Below are 22,027 nucleotides of genomic sequence, written 5' to 3'. Positions count from 1 at the left end.
ACATCGATCGCATCGATGCGTCCGAGCGGACCTGGACCGGTGATGCTCACGTTGGCCCAGTGTTTGCCGCCGTCTCGGGTGAGCTGCACCACCCCGTCGTCGGTGCCGACCCAGATGAGACCGGCTTCCAGCGTTGAAGGTGCGACCGAAAGAATCGTATCCGAGAACTCGGCGCCCGTTATATCCAACGTGATGATGCCGCCCGACACTTGCTGATGTTCTTTGAGATTCCGCGTGAGATCGGGGCTGATCGGCGTCCAATGAAAGCCACGGTCGGTGGTGCGCCACAGCACGTTGCCGCCGTAGTATGCGACGCGCGGATCCTGCGGCGAAAATGCGAGCGGCGACTCCCAATTGTAGCGGTATGGAAGCGGTGCGATCGCACGTGAGTTGGTGTCGTGTGCGTACGTCGAAATATCCCAACTCTGATGTGAGCGCATGTCGAACATCGAAAGCTCGCCGGCGTTGTTGCCGCCGCCGCTCGCGACCCAGATGAGATCGGAGTCTTGTGGATCCGGCCATACCCACGTGCCGTCGCCGCCGCCAACGTAGACCCAGTCGCGATCGATGATCGAATCGCTCCAAGCCCCGACGCTCGGCGCGCACCACGCACCGTTATCCTGTAAGCCGCCGCAAATCGCGTACGGCACCTGACGGCTGTAGCCGATGTGGTAGACTTGGCCGATCGCAATGTTGTTGCGCCACTCCCACGTCGCGCCGGCGTCTTGCGAAATCGCCACGCCGCCGTCGTTGGCGTTGATCACGCGCTCGCCGTCGGCAGCCCACCAGATGTCGTGGTGGTCGCCGTGGATCGCCTGATCGACGACCGTCCAGGTCTTCGCGCCGTCCTTGCTCTCGACCAGGTCGACGGAAACGTCGAACAGATGGTCCGGATTGGTGGGATCGACGTACGCATGCGTGTAGTAGAACGGACGCTGGTTGGCTTCGGTGTCCGACGACGCGAGTTGCCATGTCGCGCCGCCATCGCTAGAGCGCCAAATGATTCCGGCTTTCGACTGAATCACGGCATAGATGCGGAGCGGATTGCTGGGCGCGATGGCGACGCCCACGCGACCCATCGGCCCGTCGGGCAGTCCGTGGCCGGTAAGTTTGGTCCACGTGACACCGTTGTCGGTGGATTTGTAGAGGCCGTCGTCGGGCCCGCCGCTATCAAAGTTATAACTATTGCGCGAATACTGCCAGATGCCGGCATAGAGCGTATCAGGATTTTTCGGATCGATCGCTAGGTCGGAGCCGCCGCTGCGAGGGCCGACATACAGCGTTTTCGTCCAGGTCTTGCCGCCGTCGGCGGTGCGAAAGATTCCACGGTCGGGACTGTCCTTGAACGGATCGCCGAGCGCTGCGACGAGCACGACGTTGACGTTCTGCGGATCGACGATGATCCTCGCGATCTGCGATGTGCCCCGAAGATCCATGTGCTGCCACGTCTTGCCGCCGTCGACCGAGTGGTAGATGCCGTCGCCGAACGAGACGTCGTTACGCGGATTGGCCTCGCCGGTGCCCACCCAAACCTCGTTGCCGTTTCCGGGTGCGATGGCGATGTCGCCGATCGCCGCGACGTCCTGACCGTCGAACACCGATTGCCAGTGCGCGCCGCCGTCGATCGTTTTGTAGACACCGCCGCCGGCCGTCCCCACGTAGTAGAGAAATGGGTTGGAATCGATGCCGACGACGGCCGTCATGCGGCCGCCCGAAATGGCCGGACCTATGGAGCGCCACGCAAGCGAAGCATAAGGCAGCGGTGCCGGCGCCGCATCGGCCGGCGCGGCCGCGGCGAGGAAACCGCCGAGCGCCGCAATGGCCGAAAACGAAATGGCAAAAGTGATTGCGGCATTGATGATTCCACGATGGCGATACCGGGTCATGGACACGCTCCTAATAATATTGTGCGCTCGCTTTATGATTGCTTGCGGCGCGGGCGCAGCAATACCTTGTAAAGCCGCTGCGAGATGCATCGGCGCATGCGTGGCGACGAATGTTCATCGCAACGATTACGACGTGGATGCACGCCCATACTGGCCGCTTTCTTGCGCACCTCCGAGGCTCAGCGCAACGCGGCGAAGATCTGCAGCGGTCATCGTATTTGTAATAGGGTGAGCGAAGCTCACCCTATTGGTGGGCAAGCGATGCTTGCCCTAGTACGGTTGCCCTCCTACAGAACTGGTGGGGTGAATTCGAATTTGTCCACGATGAGTTCGGCTTCGCGCTGGTCGATCGGCGCCCGTGCACCCGCAAGCCAGATGTTGATGTGCACGACGGCATTTCCAGGCGGCGGCACGGCATCGCGCAAGATCGCGGATGCGTAACCGGCGAACGCCACCGATGCGGGCTCCCAGCGGATCGACCACGTCGAACGCTTCATGCCGCGCGGCACATTGAATCGCACGAGATGTCCGTGCGCCGCATACGGCTGAATGGCGAATTGAGCGTTCGCAGCGGCGGGGTCGCCCCAGCGTGAGAATTCAACGTCGATCTCGCGGTCGGCGAACGCTTCATCGTCGCTCCATGTGAACAATCCGACGACGATGTTGGGGTCGAGCGCTCCGATGTCCGTGTCGACGGCAAACGAGTAGGTGCCGTACCCGAGCGGCTGAGTGCACGCGATTTCCGCGGAATACCACGTCCCGCCGTCGTGACGCAGGCGCAGATGCAGGCGGCCGCGTTCGTCTACAAAGATGCTTCGCGTATCGGCCGAATATCGATTGGGCGCCGCCGGGTCGTCGACCACACCCGTGGTGACGGTCCATGAACGGCCGCTGAATGAAATGTCGCGTGCCGCCGCCGGCGAGAATACAGCAGCCGCCATCAAACCGGCGAGAAACATCGACCGCACCGCGCCACGAAGTTGGGACTTTCGACTTGGACGATTCCTCGCATTACGCGGCGATGCGCTCACAGCGCGCGCCGTTCGCGTTCGTCTGTCCATTTTCCGGCGCATGCGTGAAGGGCATCGTCTAGCGGCCGTAGCAGGCCAGACACCATGACGCCGCTCTCCCCAGAGCTTTCGCACGTGGTCGATACCATCTATCCGCCCGCGCGTCAGGCGCTCGCCTATCAGATCGCCTCGATCGGCCGGCCGCTCTATTTTGTCGACGCGTTCGTCGAACTCGCGCTGCTGTATTTCTTCTGGCGCTCGGGAACGGCGGCTCGATGGCGTACGTGGTTTGAGCGCAAGATCCGCTGGCCGTGGCTTGCAGCCGCCGCCTTCGCCGCCGTCGCGCTGTGCGCGCTCTCGATCGTGATGTCGCCGCTTTCGTGGTACGGCGGTTTCGTGTTGCTCCACCAGTACGGCTTGAGCAGCGCACCGTTTTCTGTCTGGCTCGGCGACTGGGCCAAAAGCGTCCTCTTGACCGCGGTTGTCGGCGCGCTTGTGTGCGCGGGATTTGTGCGACTCGTGGCACGCGCGTCGGGCCGCTGGCCGCTGTACGCCGCGCTGATCGCCGCGCCGCTCATTTTGTTCGGCAGCGCGATTTTCCCGGTGTTCGTCGCGCCGCTCTTCAATAATTATACGCCCCTGCCCGCGTCGTCGCTGACGCGGGCCATCCTCGACTTGGCGGCCCGCAACGGCATCGACGCCAAAGTCGTCTACGAATACGACATGAGCCGTCAGACGAACGAAGGCAACGCTTACGTCGCCGGCATCGGACCGGTCGAACGGATCGCTATCGGCGACACGCTGCTCAAAGCCCTAAAACCGGACGAGGTCTTGTACGTCGTGGCGCACGAGATGGGGCACTACAAACTCGGCCATCTTTGGCTGGGTTCATTTTACGCCTGGCTCGGCAGCATATTAGCGATCGCTCTCATCGCGCTCATCGTCCCTCGGGTCTTGGCGCGCTCGCCGGAACGCGCGCGGGATCTCGCCGATCCGGCGGGGCTGGCGATCGTTGCATTTACGGTGATGGCCGCCTCGCTCGTGTTAGCGCCGGTGACCAACGGCTTGTCGCGCGGGATCGAACACGCCGCGGATGTGTTCGCCGCCGACCAGACCGCGCTCGGCGGCGCAGGCGTTCGTGCGTTCGCCCGGCTCGGGTCGGAGGATCTCTCGAGCCTGCACCCGCCGGACCTCGCCGTGTGGTACTTCTACGACCATCCGCCCCTCGATTACCGGGTGGAATACGCCGCCGAGCACGCTCGTGGTGCAGGCGACCCTTGACATCGTTTCTAGAATAGTGCTAGGATTTTTCCACATCATAAAAGATGCGGTAGCGGCTTTTCGAATGGGCGTAGAAAATGCGCAAGTCGAATCAAGACGAGACGGGCGAAACCGTGCGGCGCGAGCGGACCGGCGTCCAATCGGTCGAACGAACGCTCGATATCCTCGAGGCGCTTGTTGAATTTGGCTCCGAAGTCGGATTGGTCGAGATAAGCCACGTCGTCACGTTGCCGTTGGCCACCGTGCATCGGCTGCTCGGCACGCTCATCAGTCGAGGGTACGTCAAGCAGAATCAGCAAAATCGCAAGTATGCGCTTGGCTTTCGCGCGCTTCAGATGGGCAACGACATGCGTCAGCGTTTCAGCCTGCGGCTGGAAGCGCGGCCGTTTCTCCAGAAGCTCATGCAGCGGAGCGGCGAGAGCGCGAATCTCGCCGTGCTCGACGACGGCGAGGTCGTCTACATCGACCAGGCCCAGTCTGCGCGCATCCTGCGCATGTTCACGCAGATAGGCAACCGGCTTCCGGCGCATTCTACCGGCAGCGGCAAAGCGTTGCTCGCCTTCTTGCCGCGCGAGGTGGTGGAAGGCATTTTGCGCCGCTACGGCATGGCTGCGCGCACGCCGAAAACGGTCACCGATCCGGATTCGCTGTTCCGCGATCTCGACCGCGTGCGGGACCTCGGCTACGCCCGCGACGACGAAGAGCACGAAGAGGGCGTGCGCTGCATCGCCGTGCCCGTGCGCGACGCGTCGGGCCAAGTCGTGGCCAGCCTGAGCGTTTCGGGTCCGGCCGCCCGGCTCAGCGACGACCGCGTCGACGACGTCATACCCGAATTGCTGGACAGTGGCCACAAACTCTCGAGCCGTCTCGGGTTCGCACCAGAACCAGCGCACGCGCGTTGACCATCGTCGTTCGCCGGGGGCATCCGGGCGACCACGCTTATATCGAGGCGCTCGGAGCCGACACCGCACAATCGGGCGTTTCCGCCGTCCGGCCGGTGAGCGGCGACATCGCAGCCTTAGCGTTTCGGCGCCTGCTGACTTTTTGCGAACAACGTCCGGAGACCGTGGTGTTCATCGCGGAGTCGGAATCGGTACCGGTCGGATTTCTTCTGTTGATCGTCGACATACCGGACGACGTCACGCAGATGAGGCAGGCGTTCGTCGCGTATATGGCGGTCGAGCCGATCGCGCGCAGGCGCGGCGCCGGCCGGCTCCTGCTTGCCGAGGCTGAGCGAGAGGCGCGCAAGCTCGGTCTGCCGCATTTGAGCCTTATGGTCACGGCAGGCAACGTGCCCGCGCGAGCGCTGTACGCTGCGATGGGATTTACAGAAGAGCGCGCCATCATGACGAAGGCATTGGGGACTTCCACCGGATGACCACGCGCGCGTCCGCGTTGGACATCTCGGAGCGGCCGCGCATCTGGCGCGTGGCGGGCGCGATCGCGCTTGCCGCCGTCGCACTGTTCGTCGTCTCGCGCATCCCGCTCACGGTCGAAGTGTTCATCGTGGCGACGCTCATGGCGTACGGCATCAATCCGGTCGTTCGCCGGCTGAGCAAACGCATGCCGCGGCTCGCGGCGGTCGCCATCGTCTATGCGGCGCTCGTGCTCATGGTGTTGTTCTTCGGTTTCATCATCGTGCCGGACACGATCGCGCAACTACAGTCGTTCTTCGCCAACAGCGGCGATGTGGTCGGCATCGTTCAAGGCTGGTCGAATTCGTCGCAGGCATGGATCGTCGCGCATTTCGGCGCCAAAGCGCTACCGGCGCAATTCCAGGATATCGAGAACAGCGCGCTTGCGCAGATTTCGGCCGGCGTCAACAATCTGGTTCTTGGAGCCGGCAATGCGCTGCTCGGCATCGCGAGCGATATCGTGGTGGGCATCACCGCGATCGTGCTTTCATACTACTTCTTGACGCGCGTCACGGAGATCCGCGCATCGTTCTACAGCTTGTTTCCCGAGAGCGGCAGACCAGCGGCAGAACGCGTCGCGCGCGAGATCTCGCGTGTAGTTGGCGGGTTCGTGTACGGGCAATTCGTGCTGTGCGTGTTCACGGGGCTCGCCGTCTGGCTCGTGCTCACGATCGCCGGCTCGCAGTACGCGCTCTTGCTGGGCGCGCTTACCGGCGTGCTCTACGCACTTCCATTTTTGGGCATTCTCGTCGCCCTTGGATTTGGCCTGATGTTAGGATCGCTCCAGGGATGGACCATGGTGCTGATCACGGTGGTCACCATCGCCGTCATCTCGAAGATATCCGACATCTTGCTCGTTCCCAAGGTCATGGCGGAGAGCGTCGGCGTATCGCCGATGGCGGTGATCTTCGCGATCTTCGCGGGCGGCGAATTGTTCGGCGTGTGGGGTCTCGTGCTCGCCATCCCGGCCGCTGCGCTGATCAAATTGGCATGGAATGTTTGGATCCATCCGTGGATCCGCGGCCGCCCCGCATTTCACGACGAGGTTGCGTAGCTGAACTTAGGCGAGCCGTACTAGGGCGAGCCGTACTAGGGCGAGCATCGCTCGCCCATTTTTTTTAACGCTCGTACTAGGGCAAGCATCGCTTGCCCTTTGGTTTTGGGTGAGCGTTGCTCACCCTCCTACATATTGTCGGGTGCCGAAACCCCAAGCAATCGCAGCGCCGATGCCAGCGCCGTTTTCGCGACGATGCACAGCGACAGCCGGGCGCTCGTGACGCGCGCGTCGTCGCCCAACACGATGCAATCGGTGTAGAACGCGTGGAAATCGGTCGCTAGATCGCGCGTGTATTCGGCGACACGGTGCGGCGCGCGCGCTTTGGCAGCGTCCACCACCGTGCGTTCGAAGTCGGCGATCCGGCGGATCAGCGCGATTTCGGCCGGGTGAGACAGCGCCGCGATGTCGTCGCCGCGGTGCGCGCGCTCGAGCGACGCCGCATGCTCGGGAGCAGACGCCTTGCGCAGGATCGACGCGATGCGCGCGTGACCGTATTGCACGTAGTACACCGGGTTCTTCGCCGACTGCTCCATCGCAAGCTCGAGGTCGAAGACGAGGTGCGATTCCGGCGCACGGTTGACGAAGAAAAAGCGCGCCGCATCCACGCCGACTTCATCCATGACGTCTGCCAGCGTGACGACGTTCCCCTCGCGTTTGCTCATCTTGACGATCTCGTCGCCGCGCTTCAACGTCACGTGCTGCGCGAGCAGCACCTCGAGCGAGCCTGGGTGTCCGAGGGCTGCCACTAGAGCCTTCAGACGCTCGATGTAGCCATGGTGATCGGGGCCGAGGATGTTCAGCAGATACTTGTTGCCGCGTTCGAGTTTGTCGCGGTGGTATGCCGCGTCGGCAGCGAGGTACGTCGGCCGGCCGTCGCTGCGGCGAAGCACGCGGTCTTTTTCATCGCCAAACTCGGTCGACTTGAGATAGAGCGCGCCGTCCTTTTCGTAGGCGTGGCCGCTGCTCTTGAGCTTGACGAGCACGTCGTCGATCTTGCCGGCATCGTGGAGAGAAGCTTCGGAGAACCACGTGTCGAAGTGCACGCCGAACCGCTCCATGTCGCGGCGCTGGCCGTCGACGATGACATCGCGCCCGAAAAGGCCCAGCGCGCGGCGGCGCTCGTTCGGCTCGGCATCGAGCCAGCGGTCGCCGTCGCGGTCGCGCAACAACTGCGCGACGTCGATGAGGTATACGCCTGGATAGCCGTCCTCGGGCAACGGCGTTTCCACGCCGTACAGCGCGGCATAACGAGCGAAAAGTGAATCGGCGAGCGTGTCGAGCTGGTTGCCGGCATCGTTGACGTATGTCTCCGATTTCGTCTGCGCGCCGGCGAAACGGAACATCGCCACCAACGTGGCGCCGAGCGAGCCCGACCGGCCCTGCACGACGAGAAGCGGACCGGTGGGATTGGCGGACGTGAATTCGACGAGCAGTGGGCTGTAGTCGGCAAGGGCATCCGACGTGCCATAGGCCTGACCGCGTTCGAGCGCGTCGGCGACCACCTGCGTCCAAAACGCCGGAGTCATGGACAGGTTGAGGAAGCCCGGCTTGGCCACATCTATTTTTGCGACATCGGGCAAGCCCGCCACGCCGCGCTCGGCGATGGCCGCGGCGACATCCATCGGATTCTTGCGCCACATCTTGCCGGCCGCAAGCGCGACGGCGGTGGCAAATTCGCCGTGCGACGGATCGCGCGTGGGACCAAGGCTGACTGCGGGCGAGGTCGCTGATTCCACGCCGAGCGAGACGGCAGCGGCGGCGATGCGCGAGCGCAGTTCGTCTTCTATGCTTGCGAGAACGGCGAGATGGCGGCTGAGCATCTGCGCGTAGTTGGCGCGCGGCGATGCCGGCCCCTCGCGGCTTCAGCGATGATATGGTTCGCCGCGATTGATCTTGACGGCACGATAGAGCTGTTCGAGCACCAGCAATCGCGCCATCTCGTGCAAAAACGTGAGCGGCGAGAGGGACCATACAAGATCGGCACGTGCCAATATCGCCGCACCGAGGCCGTCGGCGCCGCCGATGACGAGCGCGAGGTGGCGCGACCCGGAGCGCTCGACGGCTTGCAAGTGGCCCGCGAGTTGTTCCGACGAGAGCTCGGTGCCGCCGCGGTCGAGAGCCCACAGAGTAGCCTCTGCGGGAATCTGCTTGAGCAGCGCCGACGATTCTTCGCTTTGCGTGGCCGACCGGACGTCGATCGTGCGCACCGGCAGCAACGGCCCGAGCCGTTTGACGTACATGGCGCAACCCTCTCGCAAGTAGGATTCGCGCAAGCGATCGACAGCGATCAGCGTGACGTTCATGCTTTCGCGTCGTTCTTCGCCGCGCGGGTGCTCACCGCTGCGAAGGTGCCGCCACCACGGCGTTCCACGACACCGCGCAACTCGAGCATGGTGAGCTTTGCGGCCACGTCCGAAGCGGGCCGGCCGCTGCGAACGCTGAGTTCGTCGATGTCGAGTGCGGCGCCGGAGAGCAAGGCGAGAAGCGGATCGAGTTCGACCTGGTTATTGGTGCCGTCGTCCTGCCGCGTCGCGAAGCTGGGCGTCCAGCCGAGGATTTCGGCGACGTCGGCCATGCTCGTCGCTGCCGTGACACCGTCTTTGATGAGCGCGTTCGTGCCGGCGCTGGTGGGTCTGTCGACGTCGCCGGGGACGGCGAAGACGCGCCGGCCGTACTCGTCGGCGAGGCGTGCGGTGATGAGCGCGCCGCTGCGGTGCGCCGCTTCAGTGACCACCGTGGCGTCGGCGAGCGCGGCGACGATGCGATTGCGCATGGGGAAGTGGTGCGGCCGCGCGATCATTTCGGGCGGGAACTCGGAGATCATGGCGCCGCCGCTGGCGACGATCTCGTCGGCGAGCAGCGAGTGGTACGGCGGATATAGCGCGCTGAGACCCGATCCGATCACCGCGACAGTCTTGCCGCCGCTCTCGACCGCTGCGGAATGAGCGGCGGCATCGACGCCACGAGCAAGCCCCGAGACGACCGTCGCGCCGTATATCGCAGCATCGCGGGCGAATGTGGCCGCGACCGTTCGGCCGTAGCTCGTGGCCGCGCGGCTGCCGACAATGGCGACCGCGCGATGATTTGCGATGGCCGCGTCTCCGAGGCAATACAATACGATCGGCGCGTCGCACAGTTCAAGCAGGCGCGGCGGATAAAGCGGGTCCACCTTTGTCAGCACGCGCGCACCGCACTTGTCGGCCGCGCGGAGCGCATCGAGCGCCGCCGCGTCGTCGAGTGCCGCGAGTCGGGCGATGAGGTCTGAGGACATTGGTTCTGCGCCGCACGGCGCAAGCGGTCCGCCGGACCGTGCGTATTCGGCGATGGAACGCGCGTCGCCGAGCGAGGCGAACCACGATGTGAGTGGCCGTGGCGACCACACCGCTGCACCGGCGACGGCAAGCAGCCATCCGAGATCGAGATCGTCGGTCATGTCGAGGTTGTATCACGCGCGCTGACCCGCACGGCAATCGTTATTCGTGTTGTAGGGAAGCATCCCGTACTAGGGTGAGCAACGCTCACCCATTTGGGCAAGCGGGGCCGACCATAAAAGTCGGCCCCTACAAATCAGACGGGGCAAGCGATGCTTGCCCTAGTACGAGCTTTAGAAAAAGCGCGGGACAAGCGATGCTTGCCCTAGTACGACTGGCTAATACAATTACAAATGCGCGACGACTTCGTCGAGCGAGCGGACGCGCGGCGCGCGGTCGAACGTGGCGTGCCGATCGTGCCGGTCGAGCAGCACGGCGCGCAGGCCGGCCGCGAGCGCACCTTCCACATCGTGCTCGGGTGAATCGCCGACGTGGAGCGCGTCTCCCGGCTCACAACGCGCGCGTCCCAGTGCTTCACGGAATATGTCCGCGTGCGGTTTTTCATACCCTATCCGCGCCGAGTCGAGCACGAAATCGACCGATTCGCGCAAACCGACTCGCTCGAGCACGTCGTCGAGATCGCCGGTCCAATTCGACACGACGCCGATCATGAGCCCGCGGTCTCGGATCGCCGCCAGAAGCGGCCGCACTTCGTCGTAGACGCGCCAATCGAGCGCAGCGGTGAATGCGCGATAAACCGCTTCGGCGCGGTCGACATCGGCAGGCCGGGCTGCGCAATAACCAAGCAATTCGCGATGATAATCGATCCAAAAGCGATCGACCGCAACTTGAGAAAATGGTGTCGGCTTTACCTTTGCGGGCCGCGGACCGAGCAGCGTGTTCGCAGTTACTACCGCCCCGGCCAACTTCGCGCGGTCGATAACGACGTCCAAATTCCTGCAAGTTTGCAAGAACAACGTTTCTTGATCCGGCTCCATACAAAGGAGCGTGTAGCCAGCGTCGAAGAAGACAGCGCGAACGTCCCGTCGCTTCATACGGATGCCTTCGCAGCCGGGTGGGGCGGTCCTTCGATGACGGGCGTCAGGCATGTGCAAAGGAGCGTCTCAATGCCGGAAGCGTACTGCGTAAAATGCAAGGCAAAAAAAGAGATCCAAAATCCGACGCAGGTCACCATGAAAAACGGCCGGCCGGCCGTACAAGGCTCCTGCCCCGACTGCTCGACCAAATTGTTCAAGATCGGCGCTTCTTCGTAAGCGCACCAAGTCACCGCTCGCCGTGCTCGGCGGCGCGCTGATCCAATGCTCTGTCCGGTTTGCCGAGTCGGCGAGACGCGTGTCGTCGACAGCCGCGACGACGAGAGCGCCGTCCGCAGGCGCCGCGAATGCCTTGCCTGCCGGCAGCGATTCACCACCTACGAACGGATCGAAGCAGCCCGTCTCTTCATCGTAAAAAAAGACGGCCGGCGCGAACCATTCAGCCGCGACAAGGTGCTCGCCGGTCTACGCCGCGCATGCGAAAAGCGGCCCGTTTCTGAAGACACCATGCAGCAGATCGCCGAGAGCGTTTCGCGAGAGCTTCATGCGCGCGGCGACAATGAGTATCCGTCCACATTGATCGGCGAGCTGCTCATGGATGCGCTGAAAAAACTCGACAAGGTCGCTTACATCCGTTTCGCGTCGGTCTATCGTTCGTTTGAGGACTTGAGTTCGTTCCAAGCCGAGATCGCTGAATTGGCCGGCAGCGGCGAATGAGCAGCGCGCGCAGCGAGATCGAAATCCAGATCTGCATGACGCCCGACGGCGTAGGTATGCCGCTGCCGGCATACATGACCGATGACGCCGCCGGCTGCGATCTGTTCGCGGCTGTGCAAGATGACGTCGTGCTCGAGCCGGGCGACCGCGCGCTGGTACCAGCCGGTTTTTCGATCGCCCTGCCAATAGGTGTGGAGGCGCAAATTCGGCCGCGCAGCGGTCTCGCGTTGCGCCACGGCGTGACCTGCTTGAATGCACCCGGCACCATCGACGCAGATTATCGCGGACCCGTCGGCGTCATTTTGATCAATCATGGCCGCGAGTCATACACCGTCCGGCGCGGCGCTCGCATCGCACAATTGGTGATTGCGCGCGTCGAACGCGCCGCGTTTTATGCCGTCGACGAACTCGAGGCGACGCCGCGCGCCACGGGCGGATTCGGCTCGACAGGAGCGTAGAGCGGCATGCGCTGTCTCGTGGTCGGCGCGGGAGCGGTCGGGCAATATCTCGCCGCGCGTCTTCGCCTGGCGGGAGACGAAGTTGTTTTGCTTGCGCGCGCGAGTGCGCTCGAGGTGCTCAACGAGCGCGGCGTCACGCTGCGCGCCGGCGAACAGGAATGGCCAGTGGGAATTCGGGCCGCTGCCGATCCTTCAGACCCATTGCTCGCGGAGCCCTTCGAACTCGTCATCGTCGCGGTCAAAGCCTACGCCACCGATGAGGCCGCGCGCTCGATCGCGGCGATCGCCGCGTGTAAAGATTCGACGATCCTCACCGTGCAAAACGGCATTGGCAACGAAGACGCTCTTGCGGCGGTGTTAGGCTTGGATAGAATCGTCGCGGGCGCGTTGACCGTACCGGTGGAAAGATTGGACGAAGCCACGGTCGCCGCGCCCTTAACTGGCGGACTTTCGTTAGCGCCGGTCGGCGCAAACGCGAACAATTGGCTGCTCGCTGTTTTCGAACGAACGGGGCTCAGCGTGCGCGCCGCGAGCGATTGGCGCGCGCTGAAATGGTCGAAGCTGTTGATCAACCTTGTGGCAAACGCGGTCTGCGCCGTGTTGGACATGACGCCGCGGGAAGTTTATGCGAATCCAGTCGCGTTCTCAATCGAACGCCAGTGTCTTCGCGAAGCGGTCGCGGTGATGGATGCCGCCCACCTTTCGGCAGTACCGCTCGTGGGCTTTCCCGCGCCGCAATTCGCGTGGGCGATCCGCATCTTGCCGGCGGCCCTCTTGCACTTGCTCATGGCCGGCCGCGCGGGCAACGCGCGTGGCGACAAGCTGCCGTCGCTTCTCATCGACGCTCGCGCCGGCCGTCAGCAGACCGAAGTCCGCTGGCTAAACGGCGCGGTCGCCGATCGTGCAATACCGGCCGGCTTGGCGGCGCCTGCGAACGCGACAGTGACGCGCGTCCTGACCGGCTTCGCAAATGGCAGCATCGAGCGCTCGTCATATCGCGGCAGGCCGGAGAAGCTTGCCGCCGAAATCGCGACGGTAAAATAAACCGTCCGATAGGAGTCATTCGTCATGCCGATCCAACTTGGGCACGTCGGTCATTTCAGCCTCGCGGTTCGCAATCCAAAGAAAACCGCACGCTGGTGGGTCGGCACGATGGGGCTGCGCAAAGAGTTCGAGTTCTCCGACGGAGTCGTCGTGGGAAACGACGCGGTTGCGATCGCCTTTTTCAAGGGCGTGCCGCGCAAAGACGTCGTAGAACACATGTCGTTTCACCTGTCGAGCATGGCTGCGCTGCGAGCGGCGCTTGCGATTTTGCGTCGCAAGAAAGTCGAAATGGAAGACCCAGGTGACGAAATCGGCCCCGAGGGGCCCGGATCAAAGAATATGGGGCTGTGGCTGCGCGATCCGGATGGCTATCGATGGGAGCTTGCGGTGCTCGCGAAGCCGGTGAAGAAACCGAAGCGCGCGAAGCGCAAAGCGAAATAGCCTACGGTCAGCTTCGTTTTCTCGGCGCGAGGAACAATTTGTGATCGGGATAGTCGATGACGAGATTGAACGCATCGAGAACGCCGGATCCGAGAACACCGTTCGCACCGGTCTCAAAAGACTCGCCCGGTGCAAACCTAACGCTTTCCGCTACGACATCGTCATGTTCGAACGGTCCGAGCGTTAGACTCTTCATTACACCGCCGAAGCCTCCGGCTCTATGGGCGATATCGGGGTTTCTTTCTAGATACGTTTGCCAGAAATAGGCGGTCGTCTGCGCGCTGAGCCCAAGCTGCATGTAGACTTTTTTCGAGCCGTTGACCATCGCGATGACCTGCGCGACCCCCCGTCCAGCGCGATCCCGAGAACGTCGGGCGTCGCCTGATCGCCAGATGCACCAGTGGCCAAAACGAGTGCAGAACTTTGAGCGCCCGATAACCCGCTATTTGGGTTTGTTGATTGATTCGCCGAACAGTCGGTTAGTAATATGACGAGAACCGCACTGACATAACGCAAATTCATGATCGCTTCCTCACATGGGCGTGCGAGCAAAACCGATATTTTCCGCCGGATTGGATAGCGCCGAGTTGTTTTTTGTCGACTAGTGAATTAGGACCAAACGAATGTTTGCGGTTCCCGCAGTCTAACGTGAGTGTCCATATCAACTGTCCTGCGAATCGTCGGGCGCCATCTTCAGCGGCTTCGCTTTCCGCGGTTCATCGAGTCGATACGTGCGAAATGTTCGGCAACTCGGCAATTTGAAAATTTGGGCAAGCGATGCTTGCCCTAGTACAAGAAGCCCATTACGACAAAATCGAAATGGGCAAGCGATGCTTGCCCTAGTACGGTTTCCCTAGTAAAAAAAACGAGGCCGACCATAGAGGGCGGCCCCACAGAGCCCTATAGAGATTCAGTGCGCCTAGCGGCGGTGGGGCAGCGCTCGGCGAGCGGACACTCATCACATTCGGGTTGTCGCTTGCACGGTCCGAGCGAGGCGAAGAGTGCGAGGGTTGCCTCCACGTGGTAGGGATCGCGCCCGATGACGCGAGCAATCGAACCGACGAAGCATTGAGCGGCGGCCGGCGAATCGGCCTCAGCGACGAGAGCCAACCGCTCCAAGGCGCGTCGGCTTCCCGGATGCGCGAACGCGGTGAAGAAGCCCCAGCGTTTTAGTGTCTGCCGCGCGGCCGTGTCGCCGACGCGCGCGAAATCTTTTTGCAGCTCCTTCGTAAGCGCAGGCCAGCCGCCCGCTGCGTCGTCATCGACGGCGATTTGAGCAACTTTGGCCAGGTAGGTCGTGGTGCCCGCAGCAGCTACCCACCGCTTTGCGTTTTCCACGCACGCGCGAATCTTCGCCTCGTTTCTGATAATCGGCGCCTGCATGATGCGGCCGATGCGAGCGTCGTCGAACGTGGCGACGCGTTCCGGTACGAATCCCTCGAACGCTGAGATGAACTCTTCCAGCTTCGCCTCTACGGCGCCGAACCCGAGACCTTGCGCGAATATCACAACACAGAGTCTGGCATACGCCGTGTTGTCGTCCGCCGGCGCATCGTGTTCGGCTACATAGTGCCGGTAGCGCCGGCCCGCTTCATCGGCGCCGAGTAACCCGTCGACAGAGCGCTCGATGTCGCGCACGAGACCCGCGGCGCGCCGTGCAGCATTCGCGCCATTTTTCTTTATCGTTCTCATTATCGATCTTTCCTCGAGAAATGCAAGTTCGCAGCGCTGGATAAACGCTGCGTACGCTTCTATTTCGCGCGGTTGCAAAGGGGCGACCAGTCCCCTCGTCCGCCAGCGTGCCGAATCCGGAAGCGCTTTCGCGGAGCGTGCGCAAAAGCGCCGTATGAGAACGCGGACGCCGATATGCAAAGGAGCGGCCACAACCGCGCGGATGCCGCACGCGATCGAGGAGCATGCGATCACCCGCGCTCCGATGGAAACAGACGCCGCCGAAAAGTGCCGTGCCGCGCTGAGCCGCGCCCGGCCGAGCAAGACCGGTCGCAAGCGCGCAATGTCCACACACACGAACCAGAATCGTTCCACTCTCGAATGGCGTTCACGCGGCAGGGCGGGCGCGGCAAGTGGCATAACGCTCAAGCGACAACACTGCCCGAAGCACGGAGGAACCGTACATGCCCGAGCAAGCTTCGCTATTAGCGCATCCGAACACCGATGTCGGCGAGCACCCGATGGTCCGCGACGTGAACGCGGAACACCAACAAAATCTCACCTCCGTCGAGAAACTCTGCAAGAAGATCGCCGATGCCACAGGCGCCCCGGTGGCGCTTGCGATCGCGATCGTCTCTCAGATCGCGTGGGTCGTCGTCGGATCGTTCACGCATTGGGATCCGTTTCCGTTCGTGTTCCTTCTCACGATGTCCAACATCTTGCAATTGATCTTGATCTTCATCATCGCCGTCGCGCAAAAGCAGGGCGGCGAGCACGCGGAGCTCCGCGCCGAAGCCGACCACGAGTCGATATCGCGACTATTACACCACCAAGAGGTGCAAGAAGAGTTGCTCTTGCGGATCGCGCAGACAACGCAGTGCGACGTGACGGACATCAGAGCCGCCGTGCAATCTCTCATGACCACCATGGCTGCTTGACCGATCGTGCGGAAGGCAATGGTGAAGAAAAAGCAGGTGGTCGCTATTGGCGGCGGCGCCTTCTCCGATAAGCCGGACAAGCTCGCGATCGAACGCTATATCTTAGCGCAAACGGCGAAGAAAAAGCCTCGCGTGTGCTTCTTGCCGACCGCGAGCGGCGATGCTGAGACCAACATCCAGCGCTTCTACGTTGTGTTTGAAAAACTCGGCGCCGCTGCTTCGCACGTTTCGCTCTTCCGGCAAGAACGCAAGCCCGCGGGCACCTTGCTGCAGAATCAGGACGTCCTCTTCGTCGGCGGCGGGAACACCAGAAATCTCTTGGTGCTCTGGAAGGAGTGGGAAATCGTAGACGTCATACGCCGCGCATACGCCCAGGGCACGATCCTTGCCGGGAGCAGCGCCGGCGCGATGTGCTGGTTCGAAGAAGGTCTCACCGACTCTAACCCGGGCGGATTTTCGGCGCTCACCTGTTTGGGATGGCTTAAGGGCAGCTTTTGTCCGCACTTCGATACCGAACCAAAGCGAAAGCCGATATTCAGATCGATGATACGGAGCGGCGAGCTCGCGGCCGGCTATGCCGTGGACGACGGCGTCGCGCTCCATTTCGTGAACGGCAGATTGGAACACGTCGTGTCGTCGCGGCCGTCGGCCGGAGCGCTATTCCTGCAAGCGCGAGACAGCGGCCTCGATGAAGCATCGTTGTCCCCCATCCGTCTTGCCGCGCCGAAGCGCTCCACATCGTCACAAAGACGGCGCGTCCGGCAGTAGGGCAAGCGACGCCGCCCCCAAAACATCCGGGCATGGCTGCAGTTAAAATCGTCTACTACTTAGATATCCTCTCGTCGTGGTGCACGTTCGCCGAAGCTTCGCTCGAAAAAGTTCGAACGAAGTTCGGATCGGATCTCGACTTCGAGTGGCGCCTCGCGGTGCTCAGAGACAGCAAACCCCTAGATTATTCCAACGAGGATCTCGCGTGGTACTACGCGCGCTCGAAATCCATGACCGGCATGCAACTCAACGATGTGTGGCTTGAATCGAAATCCGACGCCACATGGTGGCCCAATCTCGTCGCCGAGGCAGCGCGGTCGCTAGGCGCGGTCGACGACAAAGTACGGCTCGCGCTGTCGAAGGCCGGTATGATCGACGGTCAGCACGTACAGCACCGCGACATTTCGGAACGGGTCGCGGCCGCGGCATCGGGCCTGGACCCCGCGCGCCTGCACAAAGCCGTGGACGATCCGGCGGTGGCCGAACGCATCCGCGCGACGACAGCCGAATATCGGGCGTTGCCGGTCTCGGTCGTACCCACTTTCCTAATCAGCAACGAGATCGGCGATGTGAATCTGCTCTCGGGTGCCTACCGCTACGAGCACATCGCACCTTGTGTGGAGCAGTTGCTTGCAGACGCCAAGGCCTACGCCGCGTTCAACGCAGCCAACCCGGCCCCGGCCACCGTGAAGAAGTAGGCGCGCCGCTACACAGCCTTGCGCTTGTGCAAGGTGACGCTGTTGCCCTCGGTATCGTTGATCATCGCCAAGAAGCAGACGGGTGTCTCGTGCTCCATGAGCACGGGAATGCTGCGCGCTTTCACCGCCGCGACTGCAGCATCGAGATCGTCGACCGCGAACAAGATCCCGTTGCTGGGCTGGAACGGCATCACCATTCCGCCGCCGCCCCAAAGGCCAAATGTCGAGCCGTCCGCAAGCTCGTATTCTGCTCCCCTATTGTCGGAATACTCCAGCACTGATTCGAGTCCGAGCACGTCGCCTGCTCCCAGCTCTAGCTCTAGTGCAGCGTGACCGAAATATCGACGTGATTGCGATCTTGATCGGTGATTCTGATGCGGTTGGAACCCACGGCTTGCCCGGTGACGCTGAACTCGCCCGGCGACTGACCCTTCACAACCGTCGCAACCCGTCCATTCAACGCTCTGGCAGCTAGCGATCTCAGCGGACGATTAGTTTCGGATGCTGTGACGATTTGCGTTTGCCCCACGGAAAGATCCAAGCTCAGCGGACTGGCGGTCAGGATCCGCAAAACGTCGACGCCGATTCCACTTTGGAGCGCGAAGTACCATAGATTTCCGTCGGGTCCAGCCGCCACACTGAGTGGAGCACTCTGACCTGACGGAAGGTCGTCGTCATCCACCTTCCCCGTTGCGAGGTGCCTGGTCCGAAGGTGGTTTGGAAGGACCGAATAGTAGAGCACGGCGTTGTCGCCGGTACCCGCCGTGGCCAAGTTGCTGTATGGCTGAACGGCCCCCAACAGTTGCTCGTGACCATCGGACGGCGAAATGCGGACAAGTCCGGTGCTGCACCCAGCGTATAGAAATCCGTCACCAGCGCCGACGAGCGAACTGCGGCAAACGTTTGGATCGGGGTATTCGGTCACCGTGCCCGACGGCGTGGATTTTCCGATAAGCGTTCCCGTGCTGGTCTCTTCGGTGAACCACACGTTCCCATCGGGACCGGCCGCAACGGTTTCCGTGAATCCCGTGGTCGGGAAGCACGTCGCAACGCCGTTCAGCGTCATGCGCAAGACTATCGGCTGCTCGACGCCGATCCAGACGTTTCCATCAGGCCCGTTGACGATGTTGTTGAACGTTCCCGATGCGCAGCGAGCGTGGAAAATAGTCACGCCACCGGAGTGGGTCACTCTCAATATCGCCTCGGGGAGAGATTCTCCGATGGTCGTGACCCACAACAGATTACCCGGCCCAACGCTGATGAACTCCGCCCTAGTTCCCTCCGGCACCGGGTACGTGGACGCATGGTGCGCCATATCGACGCGCCCAAGCAAATTGTCGGGATTGTCGGTATACCAGATGGTGCCGTTCGGGCCGGCGATAAGGTTCGTGACGCAGCAACTGATCGGATCCGCCATTATGAACTGCGAACCGTCGCCCGATTGCACTATATCGGGTGGCGCCGCATGCGATTGCAAACCGACCGATGCCGGCGTCGACGGCGAAACGCCGGCGCCATGGCACGAGATCAACAGCAGCGGTGCTAAGACAACGAACAATTTGATGGCACGCATGCGGCGACGCTTCGCGCGCGTGAAATGGCCACCTTTGGACTTTAGACCCTTTGCCTACCGCTGCATGTTCACCATGTACGCGCTCACATCAGCGTGAGAAATGGCCTCTGTTGCATACGTGAACGTTCCTTTGTCTTTCACTTCGCGCGCTGCTCGCACGAACGCGCCAAGAGCGGCGCGGGCAAAAGAACCGCCGACGCTGATCCGCTTTACTCCGACCGAAGCAAGTTGTTCGACCGAAAACGCAGCGCCCTTCAAGCCCATGACCACATTGACGGGCTTGGACACCGACGCGCAAACCGTCCGGATGGCTTCGAGACTTGCCAATCCCGGCGCATAGACGACGTCGGCGCCGGCCTCGACGAACAACTGCAGCCGGCGGATGGTGTCGTCGAGGTCCGGCCGGCTCCAAAGGAAATTCTCGGCTCTTGCCGTCAGCACGAACTGACAATCGTGCGCCGCCTTCGCCGCAGCCGCCACCCGTTCGACTGCGAGATGGAGCTCGTAGATGGGATCGTTGGGATCGCCGGTGGCGTCCTCGATCGATCCTCCGGCCAACCCGATTTCCGACGCGAGCCGAATGGTTGTCGCGCAATCGTCAGGCGAGCGGCCAAATCCGTCCTCTAGATCGGCCGACACCGGCAACTCGGTGGCGTCCACGATCTCTTTCGCGTTTGACAGTATCTCGGCGCGCGACAACCCGGCCGCGGAATCGCGGCGTCCGACGGAAAATGCGTAGCCGGCGCTGGTCGTCGCGAGCGCTTCAAATCCGAGCGCGTGGAGAATTCGTGCAGTTCCAGCGTTCCACGGATTGGGGATGACGAACGCCCCGGGGCGATCGTGAAGCGCGCGAAATGCGGCATATTTCTGGCTGCGTGTCACCGAACCGGACCTCCTATAGTCGCACATTCCGGAGAATGTACGAGCATTCGTCGAAATGGCCGAGACGATTTCAGCTTCTTGTGCTAGGATGTGACAATATAATTTCGCGAGGTACCGGCGATCGACGTCTACATGAGCGGCGTCTATCAAGTACACGGAATCTCACCGCTCAGACTTTTCCAATGGGATGCGTCGAACCTATTGGGAAAAGACGCCTATGCCGGCGGATTCGGCTCGGTCGGGATTGGTCTCGCACTTGATCTGCTCGTCAGCCTCGTGTGGGGCGCGGCGTTCGGCGTTGTGGTGATGATCGTCATGCTGTGGGTGTTGGTGCCGCTCGGGCGCGCCACGCACGGTGGGATGACGATCTCGAATTTCTTCACGGTGCTCGTGGGGCACACGTTGTTTTTTGGCATCCCCGTAGCGCTCACCGCCCGCGCAGCCGGAAACTTTCAGACTGCCCAGAGCGAGCGGTCGAGCGAACGATAACCGATCGCTTCGGCTAGATGTTCGGCAGTGACGCGTTCGCTTGCGGCCAGGTCGGCGATGGTGCGCGAAACGCGGAGGATGCGGTCGTGAGCGCGCGCGGAAAGATGCAGGCGCGAGACGGCCGCGCCCAAGAGCGAGAGCCCGGCATCGTCCAGCGCGCATGCGTCGCGCAGACGCTTGACCTGCATGAGCGCGTTAGAGCCTTCGCCGCCGAGACGCGCACGTTGTAGAACGCGCGCCGCTTCAACTCGTGCCCGCACCGCTGCCGAAGATTCCGCGCGGCCTTGACTTGCGATGTCTTCGTAGGGCAGGCGCGGCACATCGACATGCAAATCGATGCGATCGAGCAGCGGACCCGAAACCTTGGAAAGATATTTGCGGATGGCGTGCGGCGAGCACGTGCAGCCTCGCAGGCGATCGCCGTTATAGCCGCAGGGACACGGATTCAAACTGGCGATGAGCATGAACTTCGCCGGATAGGTGACGGTGGCTGCCGTCCGCGTGACGGTGACCGCGCCGTCTTCGAGTGGCTGGCGCAACACCTCCAATGCGCTGCGCGGAAATTCCGGCAGCTCGTCGAGGAAGAGCACGCCGCCGTTGGCGAGCGAGACCTCTCCCGGCCGCGGCACGGACCCGCCGCTGTAGGAAGTCATAAATAACGCTAAAAGCCGCCGTCCTCCAAGCGTAACGATGGTCAGAGTTGCGCTAATCGCCGCGTCACAAATGCGCTAACATCCTGCACGTCGGTCACAAATGCGCTAACGTCCTCACGTCATCCGCGACACATCACCATTGCCTCCAAGCTGTGTCCCAGACCCGTCCGGTCCTCCCGCATCCTCTCCCGGAATGGTCTCCACTCCCTCGTGGCCATCGTCGTTCTGTTTGATTAACCCTCAATAGTACGTTACGCTGAGAGTCATGAAGGCGACGCGACGTATCAAAAAGAGCGCCACGACCTCCATCTCACGCTTCAAAAGCGAAAAGACCGGGCGCATAGTGGAAGCCGAGTCGCCCGTGGAGCGCGACCTGTTTCGGACTTGGGAGTTCGATCCCAACGTGATCGACTATGTTCAGCAGCCTCTCAAAATCCCTTACATTGGCGCGGACGGCAAGAAGCACAACTACACGCCCGACGGTCGTGCCCGCTTTAAGCACCGACCAAAAGGGGCGGGCCCCAACGGCATCCTCGTGGAGGTCAAGACGCGGACCTACCTCCGCATAAACTGGCGGGAGTTAAGGCCGGCGCTGCGTGCCGCGATGACTTGGGCCCGGGCCAACGGGATTGTCTTCCATATCTATGACAAGAAGAAAATAAGGACGCAGTACTTCAAGA

Annotated in this window: 26 protein-coding genes; 14 read left to right on the top strand and 12 right to left on the bottom strand. The window is 62.2% G+C overall.

What is annotated here, in order from left to right:
• Together VII69_03825 and VII69_03820 are read right to left on the bottom strand one after the other, a co-directional pair.
• Window positions 1-1,886: hypothetical protein (locus tag VII69_03825; protein ID HEY5094229.1), on the bottom strand; the 1,886-nt coding region annotated here is incomplete at its 3' end.
• A 287-nt stretch (window positions 1,887-2,173) separates the two neighbouring features.
• Window positions 2,174-2,845 (bottom strand): hypothetical protein, encoded by a 672-nt coding sequence (locus tag VII69_03820; protein ID HEY5094228.1) that lies wholly within the window; start codon window positions 2,843-2,845, stop codon window positions 2,174-2,176.
• A gap of 156 nt (window positions 2,846-3,001) precedes the next feature.
• Between VII69_03820 and VII69_03815 the strand changes: the two genes are divergently transcribed.
• From VII69_03815 to VII69_03800, 4 genes are all read left to right on the top strand, one after another.
• Window positions 3,002-4,177, top strand: coding sequence for a M48 family metallopeptidase (locus VII69_03815; protein ID HEY5094227.1), 1,176 nt, complete (start codon window positions 3,002-3,004; stop codon window positions 4,175-4,177).
• A 77-nt stretch (window positions 4,178-4,254) separates the two neighbouring features.
• Entirely contained in the window at window positions 4,255-5,079 is an 825-nt protein-coding gene (locus VII69_03810) for an IclR family transcriptional regulator (GenBank protein ID HEY5094226.1), read from the top strand.
• On the top strand, window positions 5,076-5,555 hold the full coding sequence (locus VII69_03805) for a GNAT family N-acetyltransferase (protein HEY5094225.1): 480 nt from the start codon (window positions 5,076-5,078) through the stop codon (window positions 5,553-5,555). The genes VII69_03810 and VII69_03805 overlap by 4 nt, the downstream gene beginning before the upstream one ends.
• Window positions 5,552-6,646, top strand: coding sequence for an AI-2E family transporter (locus tag VII69_03800; GenBank protein ID HEY5094224.1), 1,095 nt, complete (start codon window positions 5,552-5,554; stop codon window positions 6,644-6,646). The genes VII69_03805 and VII69_03800 overlap by 4 nt, the downstream gene beginning before the upstream one ends.
• A gap of 128 nt (window positions 6,647-6,774) precedes the next feature.
• On the opposite strand, the gene argS is transcribed toward VII69_03800, so the two are convergent.
• The 4 genes from argS to VII69_03780 form a co-directional block, all read right to left on the bottom strand.
• Window positions 6,775-8,469: an arginine--tRNA ligase gene (argS, locus tag VII69_03795; protein HEY5094223.1), complete on the bottom strand. Its 1,695-nt coding sequence runs from the start codon at window positions 8,467-8,469 to the stop codon at window positions 6,775-6,777.
• 42 nt (window positions 8,470-8,511) lie between these two features.
• Entirely contained in the window at window positions 8,512-8,952 is a 441-nt protein-coding gene (locus VII69_03790) for a 23S rRNA (pseudouridine(1915)-N(3))-methyltransferase RlmH (protein ID HEY5094222.1), read from the bottom strand.
• The gene (gene dprA, locus VII69_03785; GenBank protein HEY5094221.1) at window positions 8,949-10,082 is read right to left on the bottom strand and encodes a DNA-processing protein DprA; all 1,134 of its coding nucleotides are present in this window, start codon (window positions 10,080-10,082) and stop codon (window positions 8,949-8,951) included. Before dprA ends, VII69_03790 begins: the two co-directional genes overlap by 4 nt.
• A gap of 225 nt (window positions 10,083-10,307) precedes the next feature.
• Entirely contained in the window at window positions 10,308-10,958 is a 651-nt protein-coding gene (locus VII69_03780) for an HAD-IA family hydrolase (GenBank protein HEY5094220.1), read from the bottom strand.
• A gap of 93 nt (window positions 10,959-11,051) precedes the next feature.
• On the opposite strand from VII69_03780, the gene VII69_03775 reads away from it, so the two are divergent.
• The 5 genes from VII69_03775 to VII69_03755 are packed head-to-tail and all read left to right on the top strand — an operon-like array spanning window position 11,052 to window position 13,675.
• A complete protein-coding gene (locus VII69_03775) occupies window positions 11,052-11,234 on the top strand; it encodes a DUF5679 domain-containing protein (GenBank protein ID HEY5094219.1) in 183 nt (60 codons plus the stop codon).
• A gap of 45 nt (window positions 11,235-11,279) precedes the next feature.
• Window positions 11,280-11,732: a transcriptional regulator NrdR gene (nrdR, locus tag VII69_03770; GenBank protein ID HEY5094218.1), complete on the top strand. Its 453-nt coding sequence runs from the start codon at window positions 11,280-11,282 to the stop codon at window positions 11,730-11,732.
• A complete protein-coding gene (gene dut, locus VII69_03765) occupies window positions 11,729-12,190 on the top strand; it encodes a dUTP diphosphatase (protein HEY5094217.1) in 462 nt (153 codons plus the stop codon). The genes nrdR and dut overlap by 4 nt, the downstream gene beginning before the upstream one ends.
• A 6-nt stretch (window positions 12,191-12,196) precedes the next feature.
• Window positions 12,197-13,234, top strand: a complete 1,038-nt coding sequence (locus VII69_03760) for a 2-dehydropantoate 2-reductase (GenBank protein HEY5094216.1) — start codon at window positions 12,197-12,199, stop codon at window positions 13,232-13,234.
• 24 nt (window positions 13,235-13,258) lie between these two features.
• Window positions 13,259-13,675 carry a VOC family protein gene (locus tag VII69_03755; protein HEY5094215.1) on the top strand — a complete coding sequence of 139 codons (417 nt, stop codon included), beginning with the start codon at window positions 13,259-13,261 and terminating at the stop codon, window positions 13,673-13,675.
• Window positions 13,676-13,682: 7 nt separating this feature from the next.
• On the opposite strand, the gene VII69_03750 is transcribed toward VII69_03755, so the two are convergent.
• Together VII69_03750 and VII69_03745 are read right to left on the bottom strand one after the other, a co-directional pair.
• Window positions 13,683-13,871, bottom strand: coding sequence for a hypothetical protein (locus VII69_03750; GenBank protein HEY5094214.1), 189 nt, complete (start codon window positions 13,869-13,871; stop codon window positions 13,683-13,685).
• A gap of 704 nt (window positions 13,872-14,575) precedes the next feature.
• Entirely contained in the window at window positions 14,576-15,367 is a 792-nt protein-coding gene (locus tag VII69_03745) for a DNA-3-methyladenine glycosylase I (GenBank protein HEY5094213.1), read from the bottom strand.
• Between the two features lie 443 nt (window positions 15,368-15,810).
• Between VII69_03745 and VII69_03740 the strand changes: the two genes are divergently transcribed.
• The 3 genes from VII69_03740 to VII69_03730 are packed head-to-tail and all read left to right on the top strand — an operon-like array spanning window position 15,811 to window position 17,750.
• Window positions 15,811-16,284, top strand: a complete 474-nt coding sequence (locus VII69_03740; protein ID HEY5094212.1) for a DUF1003 domain-containing protein — start codon at window positions 15,811-15,813, stop codon at window positions 16,282-16,284.
• Between the two features lie 18 nt (window positions 16,285-16,302).
• Window positions 16,303-17,052 carry a peptidase E gene (locus tag VII69_03735; GenBank protein ID HEY5094211.1) on the top strand — a complete coding sequence of 250 codons (750 nt, stop codon included), beginning with the start codon at window positions 16,303-16,305 and terminating at the stop codon, window positions 17,050-17,052.
• Window positions 17,053-17,084: 32 nt separating this feature from the next.
• The gene (locus VII69_03730) at window positions 17,085-17,750 is read left to right on the top strand and encodes a DsbA family protein (GenBank protein HEY5094210.1); all 666 of its coding nucleotides are present in this window, start codon (window positions 17,085-17,087) and stop codon (window positions 17,748-17,750) included.
• 8 nt (window positions 17,751-17,758) lie between these two features.
• Here the strand turns inward: VII69_03730 and VII69_03725 are convergent, their stop codons facing one another.
• From VII69_03725 to VII69_03715, 3 genes are read right to left on the bottom strand one after another with little or no spacing between them, the layout of a single operon-like run.
• Window positions 17,759-18,046 carry a hypothetical protein gene (locus tag VII69_03725; GenBank protein HEY5094209.1) on the bottom strand — a complete coding sequence of 96 codons (288 nt, stop codon included), beginning with the start codon at window positions 18,044-18,046 and terminating at the stop codon, window positions 17,759-17,761.
• Between the two features lie 23 nt (window positions 18,047-18,069).
• Window positions 18,070-19,323: a hypothetical protein gene (locus tag VII69_03720; GenBank protein HEY5094208.1), complete on the bottom strand. Its 1,254-nt coding sequence runs from the start codon at window positions 19,321-19,323 to the stop codon at window positions 18,070-18,072.
• A 54-nt stretch (window positions 19,324-19,377) separates the two neighbouring features.
• Window positions 19,378-20,205: an isocitrate lyase/phosphoenolpyruvate mutase family protein gene (locus VII69_03715; GenBank protein ID HEY5094207.1), complete on the bottom strand. Its 828-nt coding sequence runs from the start codon at window positions 20,203-20,205 to the stop codon at window positions 19,378-19,380.
• Window positions 20,206-20,337: 132 nt separating this feature from the next.
• Here VII69_03715 and VII69_03710 point away from each other — a divergent pair, with 132 nt between their 5' ends.
• Window positions 20,338-20,694 (top strand): hypothetical protein, encoded by a 357-nt coding sequence (locus VII69_03710; GenBank protein HEY5094206.1) that lies wholly within the window; start codon window positions 20,338-20,340, stop codon window positions 20,692-20,694.
• Here the strand turns inward: VII69_03710 and VII69_03705 are convergent.
• The gene (locus tag VII69_03705) at window positions 20,658-21,347 is read right to left on the bottom strand and encodes an ATP-binding protein (protein HEY5094205.1); all 690 of its coding nucleotides are present in this window, start codon (window positions 21,345-21,347) and stop codon (window positions 20,658-20,660) included. The genes VII69_03710 and VII69_03705 overlap by 37 nt on opposite strands.
• A gap of 265 nt (window positions 21,348-21,612) precedes the next feature.
• On the opposite strand from VII69_03705, the gene VII69_03700 reads away from it, so the two are divergent.
• Window positions 21,613-22,027: TnsA endonuclease N-terminal domain-containing protein (locus VII69_03700; GenBank protein ID HEY5094204.1), on the top strand; the 415-nt coding region annotated here is incomplete at its 3' end.

The sequence above is a fragment of the Candidatus Eremiobacteraceae bacterium genome (genome assembly GCA_036511855.1).
GTDB lineage: Bacteria > Vulcanimicrobiota > Vulcanimicrobiia > Eremiobacterales > Eremiobacteraceae > JABCYQ01.
This window is presented reverse-complemented; position numbering and strand designations above follow the sequence as displayed.

What these genes read in the sequence shown, in the direction of transcription:
- VII69_03790 (HEY5094222.1), bottom strand. Translation starts at nt 8,952, where the DNA reads ATGAACGTCACGCTGATCGCTGTCGATCGCTTGCGCGAATCCTACTTG.
- nrdR (HEY5094218.1), top strand. Translation starts at nt 11,280, where the DNA reads ATGCTCTGTCCGGTTTGCCGAGTCGGCGAGACGCGTGTCGTCGACAGC.
- VII69_03705 (HEY5094205.1), bottom strand. Translation starts at nt 21,347, where the DNA reads ATGACTTCCTACAGCGGCGGGTCCGTGCCGCGGCCGGGAGAGGTCTCG.
- VII69_03780 (HEY5094220.1), bottom strand. Translation starts at nt 10,958, where the DNA reads ATGGAGCCGGATCAAGAAACGTTGTTCTTGCAAACTTGCAGGAATTTG.
- VII69_03720 (HEY5094208.1), bottom strand. Translation starts at nt 19,323, where the DNA reads ATGCGTGCCATCAAATTGTTCGTTGTCTTAGCACCGCTGCTGTTGATC.
- argS (HEY5094223.1), bottom strand. Translation starts at nt 8,469, where the DNA reads ATGCTCAGCCGCCATCTCGCCGTTCTCGCAAGCATAGAAGACGAACTG.
- VII69_03730 (HEY5094210.1), top strand. Translation starts at nt 17,085, where the DNA reads ATGGCTGCAGTTAAAATCGTCTACTACTTAGATATCCTCTCGTCGTGG.
- VII69_03800 (HEY5094224.1), top strand. Translation starts at nt 5,552, where the DNA reads ATGACCACGCGCGCGTCCGCGTTGGACATCTCGGAGCGGCCGCGCATC.
- VII69_03750 (HEY5094214.1), bottom strand. Translation starts at nt 13,871, where the DNA reads ATGAAGAGTCTAACGCTCGGACCGTTCGAACATGACGATGTCGTAGCG.
- VII69_03760 (HEY5094216.1), top strand. Translation starts at nt 12,197, where the DNA reads ATGCGCTGTCTCGTGGTCGGCGCGGGAGCGGTCGGGCAATATCTCGCC.
- VII69_03755 (HEY5094215.1), top strand. Translation starts at nt 13,259, where the DNA reads ATGCCGATCCAACTTGGGCACGTCGGTCATTTCAGCCTCGCGGTTCGC.
- dut (HEY5094217.1), top strand. Translation starts at nt 11,729, where the DNA reads ATGAGCAGCGCGCGCAGCGAGATCGAAATCCAGATCTGCATGACGCCC.
- VII69_03820 (HEY5094228.1), bottom strand. Translation starts at nt 2,845, where the DNA reads ATGTTTCTCGCCGGTTTGATGGCGGCTGCTGTATTCTCGCCGGCGGCG.
- VII69_03745 (HEY5094213.1), bottom strand. Translation starts at nt 15,367, where the DNA reads ATGAGAACGATAAAGAAAAATGGCGCGAATGCTGCACGGCGCGCCGCG.
- VII69_03735 (HEY5094211.1), top strand. Translation starts at nt 16,303, where the DNA reads ATGGTGAAGAAAAAGCAGGTGGTCGCTATTGGCGGCGGCGCCTTCTCC.
- VII69_03815 (HEY5094227.1), top strand. Translation starts at nt 3,002, where the DNA reads ATGACGCCGCTCTCCCCAGAGCTTTCGCACGTGGTCGATACCATCTAT.
- VII69_03710 (HEY5094206.1), top strand. Translation starts at nt 20,338, where the DNA reads ATGAGCGGCGTCTATCAAGTACACGGAATCTCACCGCTCAGACTTTTC.
- dprA (HEY5094221.1), bottom strand. Translation starts at nt 10,082, where the DNA reads ATGACCGACGATCTCGATCTCGGATGGCTGCTTGCCGTCGCCGGTGCA.
- VII69_03775 (HEY5094219.1), top strand. Translation starts at nt 11,052, where the DNA reads ATGACGGGCGTCAGGCATGTGCAAAGGAGCGTCTCAATGCCGGAAGCG.
- VII69_03810 (HEY5094226.1), top strand. Translation starts at nt 4,255, where the DNA reads ATGCGCAAGTCGAATCAAGACGAGACGGGCGAAACCGTGCGGCGCGAG.
- VII69_03740 (HEY5094212.1), top strand. Translation starts at nt 15,811, where the DNA reads ATGCCCGAGCAAGCTTCGCTATTAGCGCATCCGAACACCGATGTCGGC.